This window comes from Pantoea sp. IMH, from assembly GCF_000599885.1.
Taxonomy (GTDB): domain Bacteria; phylum Pseudomonadota; class Gammaproteobacteria; order Enterobacterales; family Enterobacteriaceae; genus Erwinia.
Genome location: NZ_JFGT01000002.1, coordinates 434,798 through 460,807, shown reverse-complemented (window position 1 = coordinate 460,807; position 26,010 = coordinate 434,798). Strand labels below are relative to the sequence as shown.

The window sequence follows — 26,010 nt, the reverse complement described above, 5'->3', positions numbered from 1 at the left end:
CATGGCAATTCCTGTTTATCTCTGGCTGAAAGACGACGGCGGCGCGGACATCAAAGGGGCGGTGGACGTTCAGGATCGTGAAGGCAGCATTGAGGTGGTGGCCCAGCAGCACAAGCTGTACATCCCGACCGACAACAACACCGGCAAGCTGACCGGCACCCGTATCCACACGCCGTTCCAGTTTACCAAGGAAATCGACTCTTCCAGCCCCTACCTCTACAAAGCGGTGACCACCGGTCAGACCCTGAAGTCTGCTGAATTCAAATGGTACAGGATCAACGATGCCGGCCAGGAAGTGGAGTATTTCAATACGAAACTGGAAAACGTGAAGGTGGTGAAGGTGAATCCGGTGATGCATGACGTCAAGGATCCGGCCTACGAGAAGCACAACCACCTTGAGCAGATCGAGCTGCGTTACGAAAAAATCACCTGGACCTATAAAGACGGCAACATCATTCATTCCGATTCGTGGAACGAACGCGCCACCGCGTAAGCCCGATGCGGACGGGGTTTCCTGTCCGCAGTTTTTTGCTGAGAGCCTGTCTGAAGCGGGCTTTCAGCAAAGAAAACCACAAACTGCCTGCCCGGCCGTATGCGCTTTGGTCCCCTTCACGGGAAACAGCGAGGGGCGGTAGCGTGTCCAGGAACCGACAAAGAGAGAGATTTATGGAAAATCCAGCCATCCTGTTACGCCGTCTGAACCCTTACTGTGCCCGTGCGATGGAAGGCGCGGCTTCGCTCTGCCAGACCCGCGCCCATGCGGAAATCCTGCCGGAGCACTGGCTGCTGAAGCTGCTCGAACAGGGGGAAGGTGACCTGACGGTGCTGGCACGCCGTTACGAGTGGGATATGGATGCGCTGTGGCAGGATTTGATTGGCTGGCTGGATAAACAACCGCGTTCGGTGCGCAGCCGCCCGCAGTTATCCGCCAATATCCAGAAACTGATGCAGGAAGCCTGGATGCTGGCTTCGCTGGCAGGAGAAGAGTACATCCGCAGTGTTCATCTGCTCATGGCGCTGACGGAAAACCAGCGACTTGCTCACTGTGACGGGCTTTGGCCACTGCTGACGCCCGGGCTGAGCCAGCTTGAACGTCTTCGCCCGCTGCTGGACGCGCAGTCGGACGAACGTCCCGAAGTACAGCAGCAAGCAAAACTGACTCAAAGCCATGGCGGGGATGTGGAGTTTGTCGGCCGTCCTGTCGGCGCGGAAATAAAAGAGGGCGAACTGAACCCGGCGCTGCAGAACGCACTGGATAAATTCACCCTCGACGTCACCGCCAAAGCGAAAGAGGGCAGGATCGATCCGGTGTTCGGCCGGGACACCGAAATACGCCAGATGGTGGACATTCTCTCAAGACGTCGCAAGAACAACCCGATCCTGGTCGGTGAACCGGGCGTCGGTAAAACTGCGCTGGTCGAAGGTCTGGCGCTGCGTATTGCTGAAGGCAACGTACCGGAATCTCTCAAGCCGGTGATTCTGCGCACCCTTGACCTCGGCCTGCTGCAGGCGGGCGCAGGCGTGAAAGGCGAGTTTGAGCAGCGCCTGAAAAACGTCATCGATGCGGTGCAGCAGTCACCGGTGCCGGTTTTGCTGTTTATTGACGAAGCCCACACCATTATCGGCGCGGGCAATCAGGCGGGTGGCGCGGATGCGGCTAACCTGCTGAAACCGGCACTCGCCCGCGGTGAACTGCGCACCATCGCCGCCACCACCTGGTCGGAATACAAGCAGTACTTCGAACGTGATGCCGCGCTGGAGCGCCGTTTCCAGATGGTAAAAGTCGACGAGCCTGACGACGAGACCGCCTGCCTGATGCTCAGGGGGCTGAAATCCCGCTATGCAGAACATCATGGTGTTCATATCACCGACGGTGCGGTGCGTGCCGCCGTCACTCTTTCCCGTCGTTATCTGACCGGCCGTCAGCTGCCGGATAAGGCCGTTGACCTGCTGGATACCGCAAGCGCCCGTGTGCGTATGAGCCTCGACACCTTGCCGGAACCGCTGACCCGCATGCGCTCGCAGATTACCTCGCTTGAAATGGAGAAGCAGGCGCTGCTGGAAGATATTGCTGTCGGCAATCAGTCTCACGGTGAACGCCTGGCCGCGATTGAACAGGAAGAAGTACGCCTGATAGTCGAACTGGATGAACTGGAAACCCAGTACGGTCAGGAGCTGAAACTCACCGGACAACTGCTGGAAAGCCGCCGGGACATATCCCGGCAGCGTGAGACGCACAGGCTGCAACAGGAGCTGAACGGCATGCAGCACAGCAACCCGCTGCTTTCCGTTGATGTGGACGTGCGTACCGTGGCTACTGTGATTGCCGACTGGACCGGCGTGCCGCTCTCCAGCCTGATGAAGGACGAACAGACTGAACTGCTGACGCTCGAAAATGAAATTGGCAGACGGGTGGTGGGCCAGGACGTGGCGCTGAACGCCATCGCCCAGCGCCTGCGCGCGGCGAAAACAGGCCTCACCTCAGAAAATGGTCCGCAGGGTGTCTTCCTGCTGGTGGGCCCGAGCGGTGTGGGTAAAACCGAAACCGCGCTGGCGCTGGCCGATGTGCTGTACGGCGGCGAAAAGTCCCTCATCACCATCAACCTGTCGGAATACCAGGAGCCGCACACGGTGTCGCAGCTGAAAGGCTCACCGCCGGGCTACGTCGGCTACGGCCAGGGCGGCATTCTCACCGAAGCGGTACGCAAGCGTCCGTACAGCGTGGTGCTGCTCGATGAAGTGGAAAAGGCGCACCGTGATGTCATGAACCTGTTCTACCAGGTGTTCGACCGGGGCTTTATGCGCGACGGCGAAGGGCGTGAAATCGACTTCCGTAACACCGTTATCCTGATGACCTCGAACCTCGGCAGCGACCACCTGATGCAGCTGCTGGACGAACAACCAGAATCCACTGAAGCAGACCTGCACGAACTGCTGCGCCCGATATTGCGCGACCACTTCCAGCCGGCACTGCTGGCCCGCTTCCAGACCGTGATTTACCGCCCGCTGGCGGAAGTTGCCATGCGTACCATCGTGCAGATAAAGCTGGACCAGGTAAGCCAGCGGCTGCACCGTCACTACGGCCTGACCACGCATATCGAAGAAAGTCTGTACGACGCACTGACCGCCGCCTGCCTGCTGCCGGACACCGGTGCACGCAACGTCGACAGCCTGCTGAATCAACAAATTCTGCCGGTGCTGAGTCAGCAATTGCTCACGCATATGGCAGCGAAGCAGAAACCACAGGCGCTATGCCTTAGCTGGAGTGAGGAAGAGGGTATCGGGCTGGAGTTTGACCGTACACAAGGAGTGCATGCATGAGCAGTAATCCCCCGATCAGATTCAGCCACAACCATCACCAGTTGTCGGTGAAGGGATGTGAAGCAGAACTCGATGTACTGGCGTTTGAAGGCGATGAAGCTCTGAGCACTCCGTTCAGTTACCGTATTGAATTCACAAGCGCTGATCATGCCATCACCAAAGAAATGATGCTGATGAAAGCGGCTTCCCTGACGCTGCAGGCCCCGGTAGACCAGGGTTACGGCATCAAAATGCAACAGGCCGTGCGCACCCTTCAGGGCGTGGTGAGCGGCTTTGAACGCCTCAACACCTCAAAGGATGAAACCCACTATGCCCTGACGCTCCAGCCACGCCTGGCGCTGCTTGACCGTTCGCATCAGAACGCCATTTATCAGGATATGTCGGTCCCACAAATCGTGGAAAAAATTCTGCGCGAGCGTCACAACATGCGCGGTCAGGATTTTTTGTTCTCACTCTCAAAAGAGTACCCGCGCCGTGAGCAGGTGATGCAGTACGGCGAGGACGACCTGCGCTTTATCACCCGCCTGCTGGGCGAGGTGGGTATCTGGTTCCGCTTTACCACTGATACGCGCCTGAACATCGACGTGGTGGAATTTTACGACAGCCAGCAGGGTTACAAGAGAGGCCTGACGCTGCCGTCGGTGCCGCCGTCGGGACAGCATTCAGAAGGTGTGGATTCGGTCTGGGGGATGGAGAGCCATCATAACGTGGTGCAGAAGCAGGTCACGACCCGCGATTACAACTATCGCCAGGCCACGGAGGAGATGAACGCACAGGTGGATGTGACCCGCGGGGATGTCACCACTTACGGTGAAGCCTATCATTACGCCGGTAACTATCTGACGCCGGGAAGTCAGTATGACCGCAATCCGGCCCCGGAGTCCGGCGCGTTTTATGCCCGCATACACCATGAGCGCTACCTGAATGGTCAGACGCAGATCAGTGCCATCACCAGCTGTCCGGTGCTCTCCCCCGGTCAGGTGCTGAAAGTCACCGGCGGATATGAAGTGACGGAGGTATTTACTCATGGCGTGGTCATCACCGCCCTGCACAGCCATGCCCGTCGTGATGAAGACTTTGGTGTCAACTTCGACGGCATCCCGGACAGCACCGACTTTGGTTTCCGTCCTGAGCCCGGCAAACGCCCGGTGATGGCTGGCACCTTGCCTGCCCGCGTCACCAGCACCACTGAAAACGATACCTACGGCCATATCGATAAAGACGGGCGCTACCGCGTCAGTATGCTGTTCGACCGCGATAACTGGGAAACCGGGTTTGAAAGTCTGTGGGTGCGTCAGTCACGGCCGTATGCCGGGGACACTTATGGCCTGCACCTGCCGCTGCTGGCGGGCACCGAAGTGGCGATTGGCTTTGAGGATGGCAACCCGGACCGGCCGTACATCTCCGGCGTGCTGCACGATTCGGCCCACGGCGACCACGTCACTATCCGCAACTACAAACGTAACGTGCTGCGAACGCCGGCGAACAACAAAATCCGCCTCGATGACGAGCGTGGGAAAGAGCATATCAAGGTCAGCACCGAGTACGGCGGCAAAAGTCAGCTGAATCTCGGTCATTTAGTGGATGCTGAAAAGCAGAAGCGCGGTGAGGGTTTTGAGCTCAGAACCGACAGCTGGGGAGCTATCCGGGCGCAGAAAGGGCTGTTTATCAGTGCTGATGGCCAGACGAAAGCGCAGGGCCAGGTGCTGGAGATGCAGCCAGCGGTCAGCAATCTGGGTAATGCCCGGGAGCAGATGACATCCATCTCCGGTGACGCACAGAAGGCGACCGCAAACCCGGCCGATCTCCAGGCGCAGATCAAACTGCTGGAACAGCAGCTGACAGACCTCAAAAAATCAGTGCTGCTGCTCAGCGCGCCGGATGGAATGGCACTGACCAGCGGACAACATCTGCAGGTATCTGCCGGGCAGAACCTGATAGCTACGGCCGGTAAAAATGCCGACGTCAGCGTGGTGAAAAATCTGTTCATCGGGGTGGGTAATGCCCTGAGCGTGTTTGTTCGTAAGCTGGGGATCAAGCTCATCGCGAACCAAGGGCCGGTGAGAATCCAGGCACAGAATGACCTGATGGAACTGGTGGCACGTGGGGAACTCAGTATTACCAGCACTGAGGATGAGATCCACATTACGGCAAATAAGCGTGTGGTGATCAATGGCGGCGGAAGTTATATCAACCTGGATGCCAACGGCATCGAATCTGCCACGTTGGGTGAGTACCGGACAAAAGCCGGGTTCTACGGGCGCAAAGGGAAGGCAAATAACCCCGAACAATTCCCGAGCATTGCCCTGGAAACGACCGAGCCTTCCCGCAAATTCAGCTTTTCCTGACATGGAGTCATAACATGATTATCAGCCCACCATTCCTGAAAGCGAAAAATGCCCATGAAACCGATGCGGCATGGATTGAAAGAGTGATGACCGTAGTTGACCGCCGCGATTACCCGGTTAATGGCCATGGCTCATGGCATGGCGGGGTCCACATAGCCCATACTGATGGCGGCAGGCCTTTTGAGAGTGTAAGAGCTGTTGCGGATGGGATCGCGGTTTCCGTGCGTAAAAGTTCAGGCATCGGTAAACGAGATAAGGCACCGCTGAACCTCAATGCGGATCAACCAAATGTCAAAGGCAGTGACGATGGCTACGTGCTGCTAAAGCACGAAACGGAGATCGGCAGTGGTGAGGGCGCTAAAGTGGTCTTTTATTCGCTTTACATGCACCTGAAGTCGCTTGAATCAACAGTGAAAGTCGGTGAGAAGGTGTACCGGAAAGATCCGCTTGGAACCTCCGGGATGGTCGATGCGGTCAATGCCTTCCATTTCCAGATTTTCTGTGATGACGACAACATCAGCAAGCTGACGGGCAGGAAGAGCCGCGAACTGGACGTGTCGAAAGATGGCCGGACCGATGCCGTATATGGGGATATTCATTTTTATCTTCCGGCCGGGACGAAGTTTTATGATAAGGCACCCGCAAATAACAGTACCGCCATAACCGGGCTTTCTGAGCTGTATACCAGCAGTGCGCCTCTGTATGCCAGCATGACTCTGGCGCAAGGCAGCTGCACGATGCTGACCCGACAGAAAAATACGCAGGTTGACGGGAAATATGATCTGCTGGGCGAACCACTGGTTAATGCTGATGGCAAAGACTACGAATACAATCTCTATAAAACCGCGATGCGGAATTATAAGGAAAGCCCGAGTGCCGGATTCGAATTACTTCGCTTTGGGCGGGTAATCAATACTGAGCATGAAACACTGGTGCCGGCAGATGCGCCATTATGGATGACGGTCAATTATCCTGGCGGAAAGGGAGTGGTAAATCTTGCGGATCCTAGCATCAAAAAATTTAGTGACGCTGATTTCCCTCACTGGGCGGGCTGGCAGCTGGTAGATGACGATAGTGACAGCGACAGTCAGTGTAATTCAGCCGCTATCAAGAAACTTCAGGAGGATGGTGAGTTCGATAACCAGTGTGGGAAGCTGATTTGTCATTTCCCGTTTGAATGGGAAAAAAGTACGATCGACACCCGTTTTTCATGGCTGAAAACGGGTAGTGACGAGCATGCTCCGATGATGGAAGAAGATTATGCAAAGTTTAAAGCTCATGCAGAAGCGTTATGCTTTGATTCTGGAGCATTCAGTAGTGGAAGGTTAGGGCATTTTGAACCAAAGGCATTTATTGAACATTTGAGGAATTGTAGTTGGATGAGTCTTGATGAGTTAGCTTCTACATTTCCGAAGTATTTATTTTACTCATCAAGCGGTAACCCAAGAACTGCTCAAAAGCAGCCTGCAAGCGTGTATTCAATAAATCATGCCCATGCTAAAAGTAGAATTGAGTCACATTATGACTCTTTGAATTTAAGTATTAGAAAATATATTGGAGGGGATAAGAAAAGAATGTCATTCTTCTTACCCCAGACATTACTAGAAACTGCGCAGTGGAGAGATTTAGGTGGCAGGAGAAGGTTATTACATGAGTGGGGGTTTGGTCTTTATAACTCAGTGAATCCAGTCACAGAGTATTATACTGTTTTTTATGGTAGAGGGATCATGCAACTTACATGGGCTGGACTGTATAAAACCTACGGTGAATACCGAAGTTTTCCAAATCACTCAGGCTCATATACTGATAGATTACACCCTGATGCCCCTCGGCTTACTGCAGTCTCAACTCATTATACAGCCCATCCCGATGATGGTGGTACTTTGTTCCGATGGTCTCCAAGATTTGATCCCGATATTGTGGCTGAAGATTCATACAACGCTTGTGATTCTGGTGGCTTTTATTGGGCTTCAAAAGTCTATAAACACAAAACGTCAATGAATAGAGTCGCAGATGAAGATTTTACTGCGGACAATGTTGGATTAATTAATCGTTTGGTTAATGGAGGGTCAAATGGATACTATGAAAGGCAAGCGTACTCAAAATTTATAGGGCTTTATTTGATGGATGAAGTAAATACTAACACCACGGTCAGCGTAAGTCCTACTGGAAAGTCCCGTATTGTTGTGGACTTAACAAAATCATAAAGGTATTACTATGAAATATGCTTTTTTCTTTTTGTTCATTTTTACCAAAATTGCATTTGGTTGTGATAATAATATTTTAGAGGTTAATAGTGCAAAAAATATTTCTGCAAAGGTTTTTCTGAAAGATAATGATTCGTTGGAAGTGTCAGTTTTAGAAGCCGACAAACAGGTTAATCTAGAAAATTTTGATGTGTCATCCGAGAAAAAAAATCACATTACATTTGAAGATTACAATCGTGACGGCTATAAAGATTTTAGTATTTGGCATCTGGATGAGGGAATGGGCACTTATAAAATCTATAGGTTATTTGTCTTTTCCCCTGCTGACAAAAAGTTCAAAGAGATAAAGCCTACATGTGGTGATAACTTTGTTAACGTAAGGGTTGAAGGTTATGATCTGATTAATATGATTTATGACGATAACACGCCAAAGTCATGCTCTATCCCCCTCAAAACTCTTAAATGACTGCATTCGATATGTAAGCGTGAGAGATGGAGTTAAAGAAATATTTAATTGAAAAATTGTATCAATGGCCGAAGTCTGGGGAAAAGTGAAATTCATAGTCATTAGGACATCCCTGAAAGGATGTACGCACAGGGCGTAATGTTATGAAAAAAGTTTACATGCCATTCATTATCGGTTTCAGTTCTTTCTCTATTGCTTCTGTTCTTGCTGCTAACGCAGGATTTGTATCTGTAACCAGAGCCCTGTCATCTGATTCAAGTGCCAACATTTCTTCGTCATCCAGTTTTGAAGCATGCAATATGCATTTTAGTGATTTTAAATAGCCTGCATTGTCTGATGATGAGTACTTCCAAAAAAAATCACCAATATCGGAGTGGACTTGCCTGTATTTTGGTGAAGCATTTGAAGCAGGATATGATGTACAGCAAGTTAACAACATGGGTGCAAGTGTTAGTGTCGCTGATAATAAAATTGTTTATGACTACAAAAATAAGGTATGGAAATCAATTCCGGATGCTACATATGTGAAAAATGGGAAGGCAAATCATCTATCTCTATTTAAGGTTAAAAGCAAAGATGCATCTGGTTTTATGGCTGTTAATGCCATGGCGAAACTTAAAGGTGGAGCGCTAGGCCAGAGCGTTTATTTTTGTTTGATACATAAAAATAATGCCCTATGTGGTTCTGGTGTTAATTCTTCAGATGATAAAAGTGAAGATCTATCTAAAGAAACATTGAAATTGCTTGAGAGCATTTCATTTGATGGTGACTAGCCTTAGTTAACATTTGGAAATTTTAAAGCATGAGAGTGTGAATGTCGTATTCCCTTAAACATCTTCCTGAATGTTATCCACGGCCGGATTCACCAAGAACATCGCGCTGGATTGCTGTCCTGGTTGCGATGCTGGTCATCAGCGTGATCCTTATGCGGATATTCGGACGATACATCCATAACAGTCACTTCTGGATGGTGGCTATTGGCACACCATTAGTTGTGTGGATTGTGAGTTTCACTATTCGCATGTGGGCCTGGTCATTACAGGACAGTAAAGCGAATGGTTTTGACCGGCGTCGGGAGCAATGGACCTTGGATGAGACCCAAAGAGCACGCCGAGTGCTTCAGAAACTAAGAAGACTTCCTGAACGTGGCACCTGAAACGACCGAGCCTTCCCGCAAATTCAGCTTTTCCTGACATGGAGTCATAACATGATTATCAGCCCACCATTCCTGAAAGCGAAAAATGCCCATGAAACCGATGCGGCATGGATTGAAAGAGTGATGACCGTAGTTGACCGCCGCGATTACCCGGTTAATGGCCATGGCTCATGGCATGGCGGGATCCACATAGCCCATACTGATGGCGGCAGGCCTTTTGAGAGTGTAAGAGCTGTTGCGGATGGGATCGTGGTTTCCGTGCGTAAAAGTTCAGGCATCGGTAAACGAGATAAGGCACCGCTGAACCTCAATGCGGATCAACCAAATGTCAAAGGCAGTGACGATGGCTACGTGCTGCTAAAGCACGAAACGGAGATCGGCAGTGGTGAGGGTGCTAAAGTGGTCTTTTATTCGCTTTACATGCACCTGAAGTCGCTTGAATCAACAGTGAAAGTCGGTGAGAAGGTGTACCGGAAAGATCCGCTTGGAACCTCCGGGATAGTCGATGCGGTCAATACCTTCCATTTCCAGATTTTCTGTGATGACGACAATATCAGCAAACTGACGGGCAGGAAGAGCCGCGAACTGGACGTGTCGAAAGATGGCCGGACCGATGCGGTGTACGGTGATATCCATTTTTATCTTCCGACCGGAACGAAGTTCTATGATAAGGCACCCGCAAATAACAGTACCGCCATAACCGGGCTTTCTGAGCTGTATACCAGCAGTGCGCCTCTGTATGCCAGCATGACTCTGGCCCAGGGCAACTGCACGATGGTAACGCGGCAGAAAAATACGCAGGTTGACGGGAAATATGATCTGCTGGGAGAACCACTGGTTAATGCTGATGGCAAAGACTACGAATACAATCTCTATAAAACCGCGATGCGGAATTATAAGGAAAGCCCGAGTGCCGGATTCGAATTACTTCGCTTTGGGCGGGTAATCAATACTGAGCATGAAACACTGGTGCCGGCAGATGCGCCACTATGGATGACGGTCAATTATCCGGGCGGAAAGGGAGTGGTAAATCTTGCGGATCCTAGCATCAAAAAGTTTAGCGACGCTGATTTCCCTCACTGGATGGGCTGGCAGTTTGTCGATGACGATAGTGACAGCGACAGCCAGTGTAATTCAGCCGTTATTAAGAAACTTCAGGAAGATGGTGAGTTCGATAACCAGTGTGGGAAGCTAATCTGCCATTTCCCGTTTGAATGGGAAAAAAGTACGATCGACACCCGTTTTTCATGGCTGAAAACGGGAAGTGAAGAGCATGATCCGATGACGGATGAAGATTACGCAAAATTTAAAGCTCATGCAGAAGCGCTGTGCTTTGAATCAGTATTCAGTAGCGGAAGCCTTTGGCACTTCAATCCTACTAAACTTATAAATAATTTGAGAACGTGCGGCTGGCTTAGTTATGAGGAAATTTCCTCCATGATTCCAAGGAAATATTCTGAAGGTTACCCCAGTAAGCCAGTTAATGTGACAATCCCATGGGCTACTTCGTTTGGCCGGTGGGAAAAGTATGTAAAAGACTTCAATAACACGTGTAATAAGTACAATATAATATCCCCGCCAAGGCGTTCTGCTTTTTTAGGGCAGATTTATATTGAGACTGGGATGCTCAGGACAATGACTGAAGGCGGAAAGGGGCAGAAAAATAGCAAAGGTAAGTTTTTATCCCCAGCGGCTGAGTATTATCAGCCATTTTATGGCAGAGGCTTCATGCAGCTAACTTGGCCGCAAAATTTTGATGGCTATAAAAAATTTAGAACGAAAGAGAAGTTACCTGATGAAACTTCAGTGTATGCTTACGATGATAGTCGAATAACAAATGTAAGTGAACATTATTGGGCGGATCCAAGAAAAACGGTTATAGATAAGAAAACCCATGAAAAGCTTACTGTTATTGATGGTACACTTTTAAAAAAATGGCACCCACGATATGACCCTAAAATTATTGCTGAAGATTCATTCTGTGCAACTGATAGCGCTGGTTTTTACTGGGTTTCAAAACATCATAGTCATGAAATTAATATTAATCGAGTTCCAGATAATGGTATCACGTCAGCATCAATTGGTAGATGTTCCGTTCTGGTTAATAGTGGTGGGTATGGATATTTTGAAAGGCAAACCTATACACGATATGCATTCTACTATTTAAATGATGCTGTAATGAAAGATACCAAAGAAACAGTTGACGTGCAAAAAGGTCGTAGTACTGTGAAAATTACTGTTGATTATACGAAGCAGTGTAAGTGAGGTCTGGAGTAACGATGAAAAATACATTTTTATTTTTGAGCTTAGTTAGTGTTATTAATTTTTATTCATCAGGTGTACTTGCGAATACCGCGGATGTTTCATCTGCAGTCAAAAATTATACTTTCAAAGAAGGGGAGCCTTACGGTCTCTCTCAGGTATATCAGGTTAATGCCCCTGGCTCAGGATTTCCCCCTTACTATGTTTTTCTTAAATTAGGTGTTGAAAATGCGTATCCCTTTGTTTTTAACCGTGAGGGTGTGCCAGGAAAAGATGAGCCTTATAGTCGATGTAATTTAGTACTCAAAAATAATGAACAATATCTTATACCAGATAGAACATATAAGTCAGGATATGCAGAAGATTCTGAACAATGTCTCGGCATAGAAAAACTGAGGATCGTTCATGGTAGTAAAGATATTAAATGGTTTGTGAGTGATGCTATATATCAATCAGAAAATGACACACCAGAAAAAACAGAAGAGATTTACTTTTATTCAGGTGGCTTTTTTTGTTTCTCAGAAGGTACGAGTGTAAAGCTAGCAGCGAATAAAATTTCAATCAAAGATCTGAAAAAACTTACGTTAGATAAGAGAGACTTCAAAGAATGCGCAAAGTAAATTGCTGAAGGAGACTCTATCTATTTTTTTTCACCAACTAAAGTGGGATGCTTACAATTAACTATTGTTAATAATGGTTGAATGCGAAAACGTTATTCATTGTTCTTCTGAGTGGGTGGGTATGAATTTTAAAAACTTGGGTTTATGTTTATTCTTGATTATTTCTTTGCCAGCTTATGCAGGAAACAATTTGAAAAAATCATGTGGGGTGCTGATCAACTCTGGAGGCGATTCGTTTTTATTTTATGATAGGAGTGGTGTTAAAGAATTCGAAACAGAAAAGAAAGGCAAGCGCTTAATGTCAAAAAAATACTCATGTGCATGTATGTCTTATAAATCTGAGAGTGAAGAATACATTCGTGGGATAACAAAAATTGAATTTGTAAAAGAAAAAACTTGCTTAGAGCAGAAAGAAATAGGCAAGATTTATGTTTCAGAAGTTGACAGCACTGGTCAAGGTATACCTCCGGAAAATATAGATAGTGATAAAGGCAATAAATTATATTTGGGTTATGATAATGCTCCACGTTTAGAAAATAGATTTTTCTTCTATAAAGGCGATGTAACCACTATTTATACATTTGAAAAGTATGGATCTACATTTGCTAAATTTGGAGTGTGCTCGCTTGATGGAAAGACTATGAAATGCCGAAGATACTATGAATCAGGTATTGAGAAAGGCCGCCTTAGTGAAGAAATTAATTATACTTATGTTAAAGGACGTTATGTCGAGGAAGGTCTTCATGCTCTTTATGATCAAAATGGTGATGTTGCATTTATTGAGGTTAAAAATAGAGATTATAAAAAAGATAAGGTGCTTTTTGATAGATATCCTGAGAGAACCAAACGATCTTTCTATTTTAGTTAATTTTTAGAAATTTTAAAGCATGAGAGTGTGAATGTCGTATTCCCTTAAACATCTTCCTGAATGCTATCCACGGCCGGATTCACCAAGAACATCGCGCTGGATTGCTGTACTGGTTGCGATGCTGGTCATCAGCGTGATCCTTATGCGGATATTCGGACGATACATCGATAACAGTCACTTCTGGATGGTGGCTATTGGCACACCATTAGTTGTGTGGATTGTGAGTTTCACTATTCGCATGTGGGCCTGGTCATTACAGGACAGTAAAGCGAATGGTTTTGACCGGCGTCGGGAGCAATGGATCTTAAGTGAGACCCGTAGGGCTCGTCGTGCGCTTCAGGTGTTGAATACGACATTTATTACAGCCCATCAGGAAGACGAACAGCGTTCTGTCGCTGATGATATGCTCAATAATCACAGCATTATCATTTCGCAGTCGGACTGGAAAGGCGAAAAAAGCAGGAGGCTGAGCCGTATTACGGCAGAACCAGAAGATACTCCTGGATTGGTTATCTCACGTTTGTTCTCTGAGCTTATTGCCGATCTTCCAGTTCACCAGTTTCCTGAGAACGCTTCGCTTGTTGTCATCCTCGATGTCTCGTCATCTCAGCCATTCCCTGCTGTCAGAAATATCTGGCATGAAGCCTGGCAGGAGAGTGGCATAACCTGCGCGCTTGAGTACAGAGACAGCAATGGACCGGGGGTAGTCAACCACTGGCTGGATCACCGCATCAAAGATGATGCGATGTTATTGATTGTTGGCCTCCAGATTGATCCGTTTGTTTCAAACAATACTGCTGAAGCAGCCGTTGCTCTGCTTCTTGGCAACCGCCTGACCCAGGAGGCACTCGAACCTCTCGCGTTGCTGCACCGGCCAGATGCTGCGCCATCAGGCGAACTGAGCGAGGGGATGAACATGGCCGTCTATAACGTCCCGCTCAAAGAAAATATCGTGAAAAATTTATGGCTTGCCGGGCTGACGGGTGAGCAGCGTGCAGAAGTTATCGAGTGCCAGAATGCGCATCCTGCGCAGTCTGTAGAGGACGAAGCCATCATTTCGCTCGATACATCCATGGGACATGCCGGTGCCGCGGCCCCCTGGCTGGCTATCGCTGCCGCCACCGAAATCGCCCGACAAACTCAGTTACCACAGATGATTATCTGCGGTGATACCACACAGAATGTGCTGTGGAGCACGCTCATTACCCCGATTGCTTCCCGACAGGAGATGGATCCGTGAAGCTACCTTTAGCACCGAAGACTACGGAAGGCCGCTATCTTGCTGTCGCATTGATTTTCTTTTTGCTGTTAGCCGTTATGACGTTCATGGTCTGGAAGCATCCGGATATAGCCGGGATTGAAGACGGAAGTCAGCAGCAAATTTACTGGCTTATCGCTGGCGGATGTATTTCAGGCTGTGCCCTTATCGTATCCGTGGTGCTTCTGGCGGCGGTACGCAATGCAGGTAAGCAGGAGTTTAATGGGCTTGTCGACAATACCAACGGTGATGATGAGAAAAAGAAACGGGAAAATGATAAAGCGCCTGTTCACCCTGCGGTGGCCATGTGTAACAAGATTCGGGGACATCTCCGCTCCCGTATTGGCCTTTACTGGCGTCGTAAAACCCGTCTGTTGTTAATCACTGGCGATGAGGCGGCAATCGAACAGCTGGTACCTGGCCTGCAGGAAAACCAGTGGCTGGAAGGTAACCGTACCGTTCTGATTTACGGCGGCAGTCTGACTGCTGAGCCCGATAAGGAGAAATACACTGCGCTGCGTAAACTGCGTCGCGGGCGCCCACTGGACGGCATTGTTCGCGTCATGCCACAGTTGCTTAATCTGACCCCACAAATCAGCGACAACGATTTACGCGGTCTGGAAAAAATCAGCGAACTGCTGCGCTATTCCGCACCGGTCTGGCTTTGGCAGCTGTGCGACAGCGCCTGGTCGCAGGCAAAACGCACTGAACAGACGGTAGGGGCTACTTTCCCGCTGCGCGCCAAAGCAGACGATGTTATCCGCCAGCTTGAACTGATGCTGCCGGCCCTGCGGTTGCAAGGCGTGAGTCAGGTCGCTGAGAACAACAGCCACGACTTCCTGCTGCGCCTGGGCCAGCACCTCAAAGACGGCGGTATTGCCCGCTGGGCTCAGCAACTGCTGCCATGGCTCTCTGTCTCCCAGCAGCGTGTTCCGCTGCGTGGCCTGATGTTCAGCCTGCCGGAGAATAAATCCGCTGATACCTTAGAGGGAACAGCTGGTGCTGCACCTACCGACACTGAGAAATATTTTCCGGAATCACAACGCCATGCGCTGACCCTGCCGGTGACCTGGCAGGGGATCGTTGAGGACTGTACCCGCGTGCGTGGCCGCCGTGTCGGCATGGCATGGGAACAGACGCTGGCCTGGACGCTGATGGCTATTATCGGTGCCTGGGGGGCGGGGACGCTGCTGTCGTTTGCGGTCAACCGCCTGCAGATTGTCTCTGTGGCGCAACAGGCGCATGCTCTGGTGGAGCATCCTTCCGTATCGGATTACCAGCTGACAGCGCTGCATGAACTGCGTAATGACGCCGGCCGCCTGCAACACCATATTCAGGAAGGCGCGCCATGGTATCAGCGCTTCGGTCTGGACCATAATCAGCAGCTGCTCGACGCGATGCTGCCCTGGTACGGCGTGGCAAACAACCGTCTTATTCGTGACCCGGCAAATGAGGCGCTTAAGCAGAAGCTCAGCGTGCTGGCAAACTCTGCGCCCAATAGCGATCAGCGTGCGGCACTTGCGAAACCGGGTTATGACCAGTTGAAAGCCTGGCTGATGATGGCCCGCCCGGATAAAGTGGATGGTGCGTTTTACGCACAGACCATGAAGGATGTTGAACCGTCCCGGACAGGTATCTCAACCGGCCTGTGGCAGAGCCTGTCGCCCGATTTATGGGCCTTCTACATCAACGAATTGCCTAAGCAACCGCAGTGGAAAATCACCCCGGACATGCAGCTGGTCAGCCAGAGCCGCCAGGTGCTGTTGCAGCAAATCGGGCGTCGTAACGCTGAAAGCTCGCTCTATCAAAACATGCTCAAATCGGTACGTCGTAACTTTGCCGATGTGTCTCTGGAAGACATGACCAGCGGCACCGATGCGCGGCGACTGTTTACCACAGAAGAGGTGGTGCCGGGCATGTTCACCCGCCAGGCCTGGGAAGGGGGTATTCAGCAGGCTATCGAAAAGGCCGCAAATTCCCGCCGGGATGAAATTGACTGGGTGCTGAGTGACAGCCGCAAAGCTGTCTCCTCAGACCTGTCGCCGGAAGCCCTGAAAGCACGGCTGACGCAGCGTTACTTCACCGATTTTGCCGGCAGCTGGCTGGGTTTCCTCAACAGCCTGCGACTTAACCCGGCGCACAACATTGCCGATGTCACCGACCAGCTGACGCTGATGAGTGACGTCCGGCAGTCGCCGCTGATTGCCCTGATGAATACCATTGCCTGGCAGGGGCAGACTGGCCAGCAAAGCGAAGGGCTTTCAGATTCCATCATCAAATCGGCTAAAGACCTCATAGGCAGACAGGACAAACCCGCGATTGACCAGTCTGCGTCAGGCCCACAGGGGCCGCTCGATGAAACCTTTGGCCCGCTCCTTCAGCTTCTGGGTAAAAACAAAGGCAGCAACGTGATGTCGGCTGACACTTCACTGAGCCTGCAGACGTATCTGACCCGCATCACCCGGGTGCGTTTGCGTCTGCAACAGGTAGCCAGCGCTTCGGACCCGCAGGAAATGATGCAGGCCCTGGCGCAGACCGTGTTCCAGGGCAAAAGCGTGGACCTTACCGACACGCAGCAGTACGGCAGTCTGATTTCGGCAAGCCTTGGCGAAGAGTGGAGCGGATTCGGCAACACCCTGTTTGTGCAGCCGCTGACCCAGGCCTGGGAGACCGTGCTTCAGCCATCGGCAGCCAGCCTGAATGATAAATGGCGCCGTTCGGTGGTGGCGAACTGGCACACCGCCTTTGACGGGCGCTTCCCGTTTGTCGCGAGCAAAAGTGATGCCTCTTTGCCGATGCTGGCTGAGTTTGTGCGTAAGGACAGCGGGCGTATTGAACGCTTTCTGACGACAGAGCTCAGCGGTGTGCTGCACAAAGAGGGCAGCCAGTGGGTGCCGGATAAGGTCAACAGCCAGGGGCTGAGCTTTAACCCGGCTTTCCTGCGGGCGATTAACCAGCTGAGCCAGCTGTCAGACATTCTGTTCACCGATGGCAGCCAGGGCATCAGCTTTGAGCTGCAGGCACGCCCTGCACCACAGGTAGTGGAAACGCAGCTGACCATCGACGGTCAGAAGCTGCATTACTTCAACCAGATGGCCGACTGGCAGAGCTTCCGCTGGCCGGGAGACACTTACAAACCGGGGACGATGCTGACCTGGACTACGGTCAACGCCGGTGCGCGTCTGTTCGGGGATTACAGCGGGACCTGGGGCTTTATTCGCTGGCTGGAGCAGGGTAAACGTCAGCAGCTTGACCGCAGCCAGTGGATGATGAGCTTTACCGCCCAGGACGGTCGCACATTGCAGTGGGTGCTGCGCTCACAACTCGGAAAAGGTCCGCTGGCGCTGCTGGATCTGCGCGGATTCACGCTGCCGGATCAGATATTCAGTGTCGACAGCGCGGCCACGGCTCAGGCGCCGATGGCCAGTGCCGGAAACAGTGACATGGATGGAGTCGAATAATGAGTACACTGCAGAGTCTGATCGTGGCCTGTCAGGCTGACGACACGCAGCTGCGGCAACAGGCGCAGACACGCACGCAAAACTGGCAACCCTGGCTTGCGCCGGTAAGTGACGCCCGTCCGACGGGAGAAGACCCCGGCTATGACGATGATTTTCAGCGTATCCGCGAAGAGGTCAATAAGCTTTCCGGCATTGATACCGGGTTGATTTGCACGCTTGCCGAAAAACTGCTGACCACCACGGCAAAAGATATCCGGATTGCCACTTATTACTGTTGGGCGCGTCTGCACCAGGACGGGGAAACCGGCTTTGCAGAAGGGCTTGAACTGCTGGCGGGATTGCTACAGCGCTATGGAGTACTGCTTCATCCTCAGCGTGAGCGGAGCCGTAAACCGGCGCTGGAGTGGCTCGCAGGCTCCCGCGTTCTGGACAGCCTGTCACTTTGGCCGGAAGTGGTACGCGACGATGCACTGCGCACTGCCGGTGCGCTGCTGCTCATCCACGACAGTCTGGAGTCAGAGCCAGAAGCATCACGCCCAGAGCTGAATGCCCTGCTGGAATCTCGCCTGATGAAGGCGGGTGGTGTGGATGCTGTGGTACCGCAGAACGCAGGTAACAAGACACAGACACAGACCCCCACACATATGACAGAGTCTGACGCTCCAGTCATGAGCCGCATTACCTCCGGCCAGGATTTACTGGCTCAGGCCCGTACACTGACGGAATATCTTCGTGAGCAACCTGATGGCTGGCTTGCTGCTCACCTGCTGATGAAAAGCCTGCGTCATGACACGCTGCACAGTATTCCTGCTCCGGATGCACAAGGGAAAACCCGAATCGAACCGCCGCGTGCAGACCAGCGGGCCATGCTTAAGCGCCTGTATCTGCAGCAGAGCTGGTCCGAAATTATGGAGCAGGCCGACAGCGCCTTTTCGCATGGTGCCAACCACCTCTGGCTGGATTTGCAGTGGTATATCCATCAGGCCCTGGAGAAAGCGGACATTGACAGTCTGGATGCCACACTACACTGGCTGCAGACCCGTCCGGGCTCCGACTCGGCAAAAGACAAATGGCTGTTGCGTCTGGTGATGGCCCGCGTGGCTGAGCAGAAGGGCAAGAATGAACTGGCCCTGCATCTGCTGGGTGAGCTCGACAGTGCCGCACAGTCGATCACCCTCACGCAGTGGACACCGGCACTGTTGTTTGAAGTGAAATCACGTCGCCTCAGACTGCTGCGCATGAAAGCCACACGCAATGAAACTGATAAATCACGGCTTCAGCCCGAGATGGATTTGTTTCTGTCCGGTCTGATTGCGCTCGATCCGGCAAGCAGTGCTGTGCTTTGCTGATAATCCGGACAGAATTCAGCTAAAGGGAAACATATGGCAGCAGAAGGCTTTTACCTGGTACAGGGCGACAAGACGACCTGCGGCGGGAAAATCACCACGGGCGCAGAGGATCACACTTTGTTTGATAAACCCGTTGCCCGGGAGCAGGACAGTGTGACCTGCGGGAAGCATGCCGGATTATTCAAGATAGCCGGTGGCATCGACAACGATACCATTCATGACCGGCGAATGGCCGGAACCCTCGACAGCTACAGCACCTGCCCCTGTAAGGCGAAGTTTATTCCGTCGATGATGGATGATACGTACGAGAAGAGCAGTGGAGCTTCCGCTGGAGAATCGGCAGCAGGCTTTACAGCGGCTCCGACGCAAACTTCTCCTGAATTGCCTGGTTATCTGACCGGTGAGCAAAAACCATCTGGTTTTGTGCCTGATTACCCGGCATTACGTAATACACGTAACTTCCCGGATAGTAAGTTTAGGGCCATGCTGCAGGCCAATAGCCAGGAAGTTATGCTACTTACCCTCGGCGAAGTATATGAAATACTGTCGTCATGGGGGTTTTACAAAAATGGTTGGGTGGACCTGACACAAAGTCAGCCGGGACAGATTGCAGTAAATTATGGCCTGGGTATTAAAGATGCCATTACAACAACCATGCTTATTGCCGATCTAAAACTGTATGACATTAAATCTACGGTGTACGTAAATAAAAATGGAACTGAGCTCATAAAGCTTACTGGATATGCAGGGATACGAAAAATATTAAACGCACCTGTATATGCGCTTAAAAATCCCAAGGTCGTCAGCCTGGGGGTTGGGAAGTTTGGTGTTAAGAGTGCCATTGTCGAAGGCACTGTTATAACGTTTTATTTCGCTCTCGCGTATCGTACTATTGATTTCATAATGAATGATGATACCAGTCTGGCTGAATTTATAGGCTCGCTGGCAACAGATGTCGTAAAAATTGGTATAGCGTCTGCTGTCAGTTGGGGGGCCGGTGCCTTATTGACAATGACTCCATTTGTTATTGGCCCGATCGTGGCTGTCGTACTTGTTGGTCTTGGGGCGAGCATCGCATTGAACGTACTTGACGATCACTTTAAAATCACTGATAAACTTGTTGAATTTATTGAAAATGCACAGCAGGAGTTTGTTGATAAAGCTCGCGAAATAGATGACGGATTCTGGGATCTTGGAGCTATGTATCTGGATGGGATGCTACGGACCGGGAGAGAGTTTGTGATTGCAGAAACCAGGAAATACCTGCGTGAAACGCTACAAGAAATTATTCCAATGGATTATTAATAATGTATCCTCTTAAACAACGTGTAATTGCATTTTTCGGGGTGGTATTCTTCCTGGTGATTTCTATCGGGATTTCATATCTCGGTATTTTTAAGTTGCGTGAATACCTTTCTTACCCCGATGTCGTTAACTTCTCTTTTTGGGTGACTTTTGCTGCCGCATTTTTCTTTTTTTTCTCACCGTTATTGGTGATGATTTTTCCTGTTATTTTTACCGGGAAGCAGATAACCATTGCATCAGGTAAAAAATTACTGAAAACCACGTTTATCATCTTAGGGTTAACTGTCCTGGGAATGTTTATCTTTCAAGAAAAATACACAACATCTTTAATGCATAAAGGTTACACAGAATGCCAGGGGATCCCTTCGGGTTGGATGCCTGGCATGGCAAAAAAATATGCCATAGAACCATCCCTTTGTATTCAGCATTGATGGTTCTCTTAACTCTATGATTACCCGTGCCAGACTCCCGGAGTCTGCTTCAGTGTTTAACACGCAGCAATTTACTAAGCAGAATAATTATGGACGATTTAACCCTACGTTACTACGACGCCGAGATGCGCTACCTGCTGGAAGCCGGAGAAGAATTTGCCCGTGCTCATCCGGAGCAGGCGGCGATGCTCAACCTTGATAAAGCGGGCGCGCGCGACCCGTACGTGGAGCGCCTGTTCGAAGGCTTTGCCTTTCTGATGGGCAGGCTGCGTGAGAAGCTTGACGATGACCTGCCAGAACTGACCGAAGGGCTGGTAAGCCTGCTGTGGCCGCATTATCTGCGCACTATTCCGTCAATGTCGGTAGTTGAGTTCACGCCAGACTGGCGCGAAATGAAAGAGCCGATGCGCATCGTCAAAGGTTTTGAGGTGAACTCGAGGCCGATCGGGGAGAAGGGCACGCGTTGCCGGTACACCACCACCAAAGAGATTACCCTTCAGCCGTTGTCACTGGAGCATGCCCGCCTGTCGACCGACCCTGACGGGCGTTCGGTCATTAGCCTGCGGTTTAACTGCAGCCATCTTGCCGACTGGAGCCGCGTCGATCTCAGCCAAATCCCGTTCTACTTCAATGCTGACGCACCGCTGGCCTGCGCCATGCATGAAGCCTTTACCATGAATGTGGCCAGGATATGGCTGCGGATGCCGGGGGAGCCGGACAGAAGGGCGCTGGATGGGCATTTCACCGCACCCGGATTTGACGATGACGACACCCTCTGGCCAAGGGGCAACAGCAGCTTCAGTGGCTATCAGCTGCTGCTGGAGTACTTTACCTTTCGTGAGAAATTCATGTTCACCGGGCTGCGTGGGCTGGAGACCGCAGCATTCCCGTCTGATCTCTCCTGGTTTGAAATCGACGTGGTGCTGGCTGAACGCTGGGAACACGACTTCAGCTTTAGCGAAAAGCACCTGCGCCTTAACTGCGTACCGGTAATTAACCTGTTCCCGCTGGAGTCCGACCCACTGACGCTGAACTCGCTGCAGACGGAATACATGCTGCGCCCGATGCGCGTACAGGATGGTCATACGGAAATTTACGCCGTCGATTCAGTGACGTCATCCAGTCAGCACACCTATGTGCCGTTCTCCAGCTTTCGCCATAAAGGCGGAATGATGCGCCACGAAGCGCCTGAATATTACTACCATACTCGCGTTCGCCGTGGTCCATCCGGGTTGCATAACACCTGGCTGATTGTCGGTGGCGAAGCTTTTGACAATCATAGCGTACCGGAAGACGAAAGCCTGTCGCTGACGCTTACCGGCACCAATGGTCAGCTACCCCGGCGCGCGCTGCAAAGCACCGTACTCGATACTGTGATGAAAACTACCTCGGCCAGCATCGCCGTGCGTAACCTGTGTGCGCCGACGCTGCCCTGTTATCCACCGGCGCAGGATCGTTTTCACTGGCGCGTGCTGAGCCACCTCGGCAGCGGATTCCTGTCGATGATGGATAATGCCGACGTGCTGCGCGGTACCCTGGCGCTGTATGAATGGACCGACAGCGAGATGAACCGGCGTCGCCTGGAAGCGATTATCGATGTGAAGCACAGCGAAACAGGGCGCTTTGAACAGGGTTACCTGGTCCGTGGCGTACAGATAGAGGTGACGCTCGACAGCCACGGCTTTGCCGGACGCGGTGATATCTGCCTGTTTGGTGAAATGCTGAGCCGCTTCTTCGCGCTTTACACCGATATCTATCTGTTTAACCGCCTGATTATTATCCTGCAACCGACCGGAGAGCGCCTGGAATGGGAAGAGAAGCACAACCGCCGCATTCCCGGCTGACTCTGCGGCTGGAAGCCGACCTTCACCGGATTAATTTTTATCGTTTCTGCCAGCTTCTGGAGAAAAACAATCCGGGCAAACCGCTGCTGGGCTCAACCAGTCATCCCGCTGATGACCCGGTGCGGTTTGCGCCACATCCGGGGATGGGCTTCCCGGCCAGCGAACTTAAGGCCGTCGAATATGACGAGGATGATGACAGCAAGCCACCGCTCATCCGTACAACCTTTATGGGGATGTACGGCGTTGATTCTCCCTTGCCGACGACGTATCTCGACGACATCACCCAGCGCCGGGAAGGGCATGAAGCGCTGCAGGGCTTTCTGGATATCTTCAGCCACCGCATCCTGACGCAGTTTTACCGTATCTGGCGGAAGTACTCATACCCGGCGACCTTCGAGCCCGGCGGCACCGACAGCATCTCGCAGTCGCTGTTGGGCCTGGTGGGGCTGGGCATTCCGGGTACCGCAGAGCATATCGCCACGCCGGTGTCGCGCTTTCTGGCGCTGCTTGGCGTACTGCGTCAGCCGGGCAAAACCCAGGAGGGTATGCAGGCACTGGTGAGCCTGCTGGCACCCGATACCAGGGTACAGGTGAGTCCGTATTGCCTGCGGCCCGTAGAAATCAGTCAGCCACTGGGCTTCTACGGTGATGACGACTTTCTGCTGGATGGTAATACGCCGCTTGGCGATGAGGCGATGGATGCCAATAGCCAGCTGCTGATTGCGCTGTTCACGGACAACGAGCGGGAATTGCAGGGTTGGAAGCCAGACGGCCTGCTGTATCAGGATTTTCTGGTCATGCTGCGGGTCTATCTGGGCTGGCGCTTTAAGGCAAAAATTACCCTTAACACGCAGACCCCTCTGCTGGCCGTCCCGCCGCTTGGCGAGGGGCCTTTCTGGCTTGGGATGAACGGCGTGCTGGGTGCCGATCAGGCAGAATTGACTGACGATATCCCGCAGACTTTTACCACGGAGCTGGGCTATTACACCGGCCTGCAGCCCGCAACACTACAACAAGGAAACCGACGTGTTAAGTACAAGTTTGATTAAACCCGCGTGCTGGCTACCTGCACTGCTGGCATTCAGCCTGGCGGGCTGCGGGGTGACGCAGGGCATCACCGATGGCACCAAATCGGCATTTAACGCCGTGTTCTATAAAAAGATTAAGGTGCTGCACCTGGATTTCACCGCCCGTGAGGCGCTTAACACCGATTCCCGCGAGAGTAACTCGCTGTCCGAGCCGGTGGTTATCCGTGTCTGGCAGCTGAAAGACCGTAAAACCTTCGACAAAACGGTCTACCAGCAGTTGCTGAAAGACGGGGAGACCATTCTGAAAGCTGACCTGCTGGCGAGCCGTGATGTGGTGGTGAAGCCGGGCGGTGATGCGAACCTGAATATGCCGATGGAGGCCGATGCACAGTTTGTAGCGGTGGTGGGACTGTTCCGCCACCCGGATATGGTCAACAACACCTGGAAGCAAGTTATTCAGCGCGAAGACCTTGATCCGGATAAGCCACGCATTCTGGAAGCGAGTAATAACTACCTGACGCTGCAGCCGCTCAAGGACGAATGATGCCTAAGGGACACAACACTCCTTCGCTCTATGAAATGCTCACCGGTCATTTTACTGGTGGCCTCGATCTCCACCAGGTCAGTGAAGAAAACCAGATTATCCTGTCGGTACTGGACAACATGCAGCGCGTCCTGAACTGCCGTGCCGGCACGCTGGCACATCTGCCGGACTATGGTCTGCCGGATATGACTAAAATTCTGCAGGGGATGCCGGGTACGGCGCATGAACTGATGGGAACGTTGTCGGCGGTGTTGCTCAAATATGAGCCACGTCTGAAAAGCATTAAGGTCGTGCTGCTCGACCAGGTTATTCCAGGAGAGCTACGTTATGCCATTGATGCGGAATTGAAAGGTATTGGGCTGGTTCGCTACGGTACCGAGTTTATGCCGGAAGGACGGGTACTCTTGCGACATCTTAAGCAACAGCAGTATCTTGACACGTCAACCCGTCTCTAAGGCCAAATAACACCATGTCAGTAAAATCACAGTTTCTCGAAAAATTGCAGACCAGACAGCATGCTCCAGCTTCATCTGTCAGCAAGACTCAGAATGATATTGCAGAATTTCGCCTGCGAATGACGCAACTTCAGGAGCAGATGGACGCATGGTTGGTGGATACCGGACTGAATGTGGAACCGTTCACAGCATCCGTCACGAACCTGCTGGTGAAAGGCGGGCCTTTTGAGAATGCCGGTATCCTCCTGCGTTACGACGACCGGGTCGTAAAATTTGTGCCGGTATTCCTGTATGGTCAGGGTGTGACCGGATGTGTTGAGGTAACCTTCCATAATGGAAGACTCGTGACGCCTCTGGGGCGTTTATTTATGCGGTCAGGTATGGTGAAAAACTGGACATTTACTCCGCCCGGTGCTTTATCCCGCCTTGGGCAGAGTTTTGATTAAAGCACTTTCTTTAACCTGATTTTTGCGCTGCTGCCATAGCGAGTGCTGAAGAATTTATCATTATTTTTGCTTTGAATCATTGCAAGTTTTCCTGACGAAACGGTTAATAGCTTTCGGATTACTTAGCCCCAAAGTAACGAAATAAATAACGGATATGGAAATGAGAAAATTAATTTTCCTTCTGGTCTCAGGAATTCTTTTTACGGCACAAGCTGATGCTGCGCGTGGCAGGCAGCCCTGTTCCGGTTCAAAGGGTGGTATTGCACACTGCACATCGGATGGACGTTTTGTCTGTAATGACGGGAGCCTGAGCCAGTCGAAGCGATTCTGTTCCGGGTATGGCTCCTCAGAAGTCCGCAGCCCGGCAAAATCTTCCACCTCCACCCGCAAAATGCAGACGAAAAAAGTGACAACTGCGAAAAAGCAGGAACCGCAACGCATTACAGAAAACGACGAACCGGTCAGCACACAACCCCGACAGCCCACATGTGCTCCCCTCTATATGGCCAGCAAGCCCGGATACACCCATTTACCGATTTGCTCAGGGAACCAATATTAATCGGCTGTAGCAAAGGTCCCTTGCCCGTTATTCAGGCTAAATAATCAGGACCGGAATAAGAAAGGAAAGAAATAAAACATGG

Annotated in this window: 20 protein-coding genes; all 20 read left to right on the top strand. The window is 51.3% G+C overall.

Annotation, left to right across the window (positions count from 1 at the left end; genetic code table 11):
• The first annotated feature begins 1 nt into the window (after window position 1).
• Window positions 2-493, top strand: coding sequence for a type VI secretion system effector Hcp (hcp, locus tag EA20_RS0102120; protein WP_024965262.1), 492 nt, complete (start codon window positions 2-4; stop codon window positions 491-493).
• A gap of 173 nt (window positions 494-666) precedes the next feature.
• Window positions 667-3,321, top strand: coding sequence for a type VI secretion system ATPase TssH (tssH, locus tag EA20_RS0102115; RefSeq protein ID WP_024965261.1), 2,655 nt, complete (start codon window positions 667-669; stop codon window positions 3,319-3,321).
• A complete protein-coding gene (locus EA20_RS0102110; RefSeq protein WP_024965260.1) occupies window positions 3,318-5,669 on the top strand; it encodes a type VI secretion system Vgr family protein in 2,352 nt (783 codons plus the stop codon). The genes tssH and EA20_RS0102110 overlap by 4 nt, the downstream gene beginning before the upstream one ends.
• Window positions 5,670-5,683: 14 nt before the next feature.
• Complete coding sequence (locus EA20_RS0102105; protein WP_024965259.1) at window positions 5,684-7,876, top strand: M23 family metallopeptidase; 2,193 nt, start codon at window positions 5,684-5,686, stop codon at window positions 7,874-7,876.
• Window positions 7,877-7,886: 10 nt separating this feature from the next.
• Window positions 7,887-8,342: a hypothetical protein gene (locus tag EA20_RS21050; RefSeq protein WP_024965258.1), complete on the top strand. Its 456-nt coding sequence runs from the start codon at window positions 7,887-7,889 to the stop codon at window positions 8,340-8,342.
• 329 nt (window positions 8,343-8,671) lie between these two features.
• Window positions 8,672-9,115, top strand: coding sequence for a hypothetical protein (locus EA20_RS21045; protein WP_235192622.1), 444 nt, complete (start codon window positions 8,672-8,674; stop codon window positions 9,113-9,115).
• 434 nt (window positions 9,116-9,549) lie between these two features.
• Window positions 9,550-11,763 (top strand): M23 family metallopeptidase, encoded by a 2,214-nt coding sequence (locus EA20_RS0102085; protein ID WP_024965255.1) that lies wholly within the window; start codon window positions 9,550-9,552, stop codon window positions 11,761-11,763.
• 14 nt (window positions 11,764-11,777) lie between these two features.
• Entirely contained in the window at window positions 11,778-12,380 is a 603-nt protein-coding gene (locus EA20_RS0102080) for a hypothetical protein (protein WP_024965254.1), read from the top strand.
• A 121-nt stretch (window positions 12,381-12,501) separates the two neighbouring features.
• The gene (locus tag EA20_RS20710) at window positions 12,502-13,248 is read left to right on the top strand and encodes a hypothetical protein (protein ID WP_152540198.1); all 747 of its coding nucleotides are present in this window, start codon (window positions 12,502-12,504) and stop codon (window positions 13,246-13,248) included.
• A gap of 31 nt (window positions 13,249-13,279) precedes the next feature.
• A complete protein-coding gene (locus tag EA20_RS0102070; protein ID WP_024965252.1) occupies window positions 13,280-14,488 on the top strand; it encodes a hypothetical protein in 1,209 nt (402 codons plus the stop codon).
• A complete protein-coding gene (locus EA20_RS0102065) occupies window positions 14,485-17,967 on the top strand; it encodes an ImcF-related family protein (protein ID WP_024965251.1) in 3,483 nt (1,160 codons plus the stop codon). Before EA20_RS0102070 ends, EA20_RS0102065 begins: the two co-directional genes overlap by 4 nt.
• Entirely contained in the window at window positions 17,967-19,316 is a 1,350-nt protein-coding gene (locus EA20_RS0102060; protein WP_024965250.1) for a TssA family type VI secretion system protein, read from the top strand. Before EA20_RS0102065 ends, EA20_RS0102060 begins: the two co-directional genes overlap by 1 nt.
• 33 nt (window positions 19,317-19,349) lie before the next feature.
• Window positions 19,350-20,621, top strand: coding sequence for a PAAR domain-containing protein (locus EA20_RS0102055; protein WP_024965249.1), 1,272 nt, complete (start codon window positions 19,350-19,352; stop codon window positions 20,619-20,621).
• 2 nt (window positions 20,622-20,623) lie between these two features.
• Window positions 20,624-21,052 carry a hypothetical protein gene (locus EA20_RS0102050; RefSeq protein WP_024965248.1) on the top strand — a complete coding sequence of 143 codons (429 nt, stop codon included), beginning with the start codon at window positions 20,624-20,626 and terminating at the stop codon, window positions 21,050-21,052.
• 89 nt (window positions 21,053-21,141) lie between these two features.
• The gene (tssF, locus tag EA20_RS0102045; RefSeq protein WP_024965247.1) at window positions 21,142-22,896 is read left to right on the top strand and encodes a type VI secretion system baseplate subunit TssF; all 1,755 of its coding nucleotides are present in this window, start codon (window positions 21,142-21,144) and stop codon (window positions 22,894-22,896) included.
• Window positions 22,860-23,945 carry a type VI secretion system baseplate subunit TssG gene (tssG, locus tag EA20_RS0102040; protein WP_024965246.1) on the top strand — a complete coding sequence of 362 codons (1,086 nt, stop codon included), beginning with the start codon at window positions 22,860-22,862 and terminating at the stop codon, window positions 23,943-23,945. Before tssF ends, tssG begins: the two co-directional genes overlap by 37 nt.
• Window positions 23,923-24,468: a type VI secretion system lipoprotein TssJ gene (gene tssJ, locus EA20_RS0102035; protein WP_024965245.1), complete on the top strand. Its 546-nt coding sequence runs from the start codon at window positions 23,923-23,925 to the stop codon at window positions 24,466-24,468. The genes tssG and tssJ overlap by 23 nt, the downstream gene beginning before the upstream one ends.
• Complete coding sequence (gene tssE, locus EA20_RS0102030; RefSeq protein WP_024965244.1) at window positions 24,468-24,923, top strand: type VI secretion system baseplate subunit TssE; 456 nt, start codon at window positions 24,468-24,470, stop codon at window positions 24,921-24,923. The genes tssJ and tssE overlap by 1 nt, the downstream gene beginning before the upstream one ends.
• A gap of 14 nt (window positions 24,924-24,937) precedes the next feature.
• Window positions 24,938-25,369 (top strand): hypothetical protein, encoded by a 432-nt coding sequence (locus tag EA20_RS19490; RefSeq protein WP_051516327.1) that lies wholly within the window; start codon window positions 24,938-24,940, stop codon window positions 25,367-25,369.
• A gap of 160 nt (window positions 25,370-25,529) precedes the next feature.
• Window positions 25,530-25,928, top strand: coding sequence for a hypothetical protein (locus tag EA20_RS20930; RefSeq protein ID WP_071995369.1), 399 nt, complete (start codon window positions 25,530-25,532; stop codon window positions 25,926-25,928).
• Window positions 25,929-26,010 lie beyond the last annotated feature (82 nt).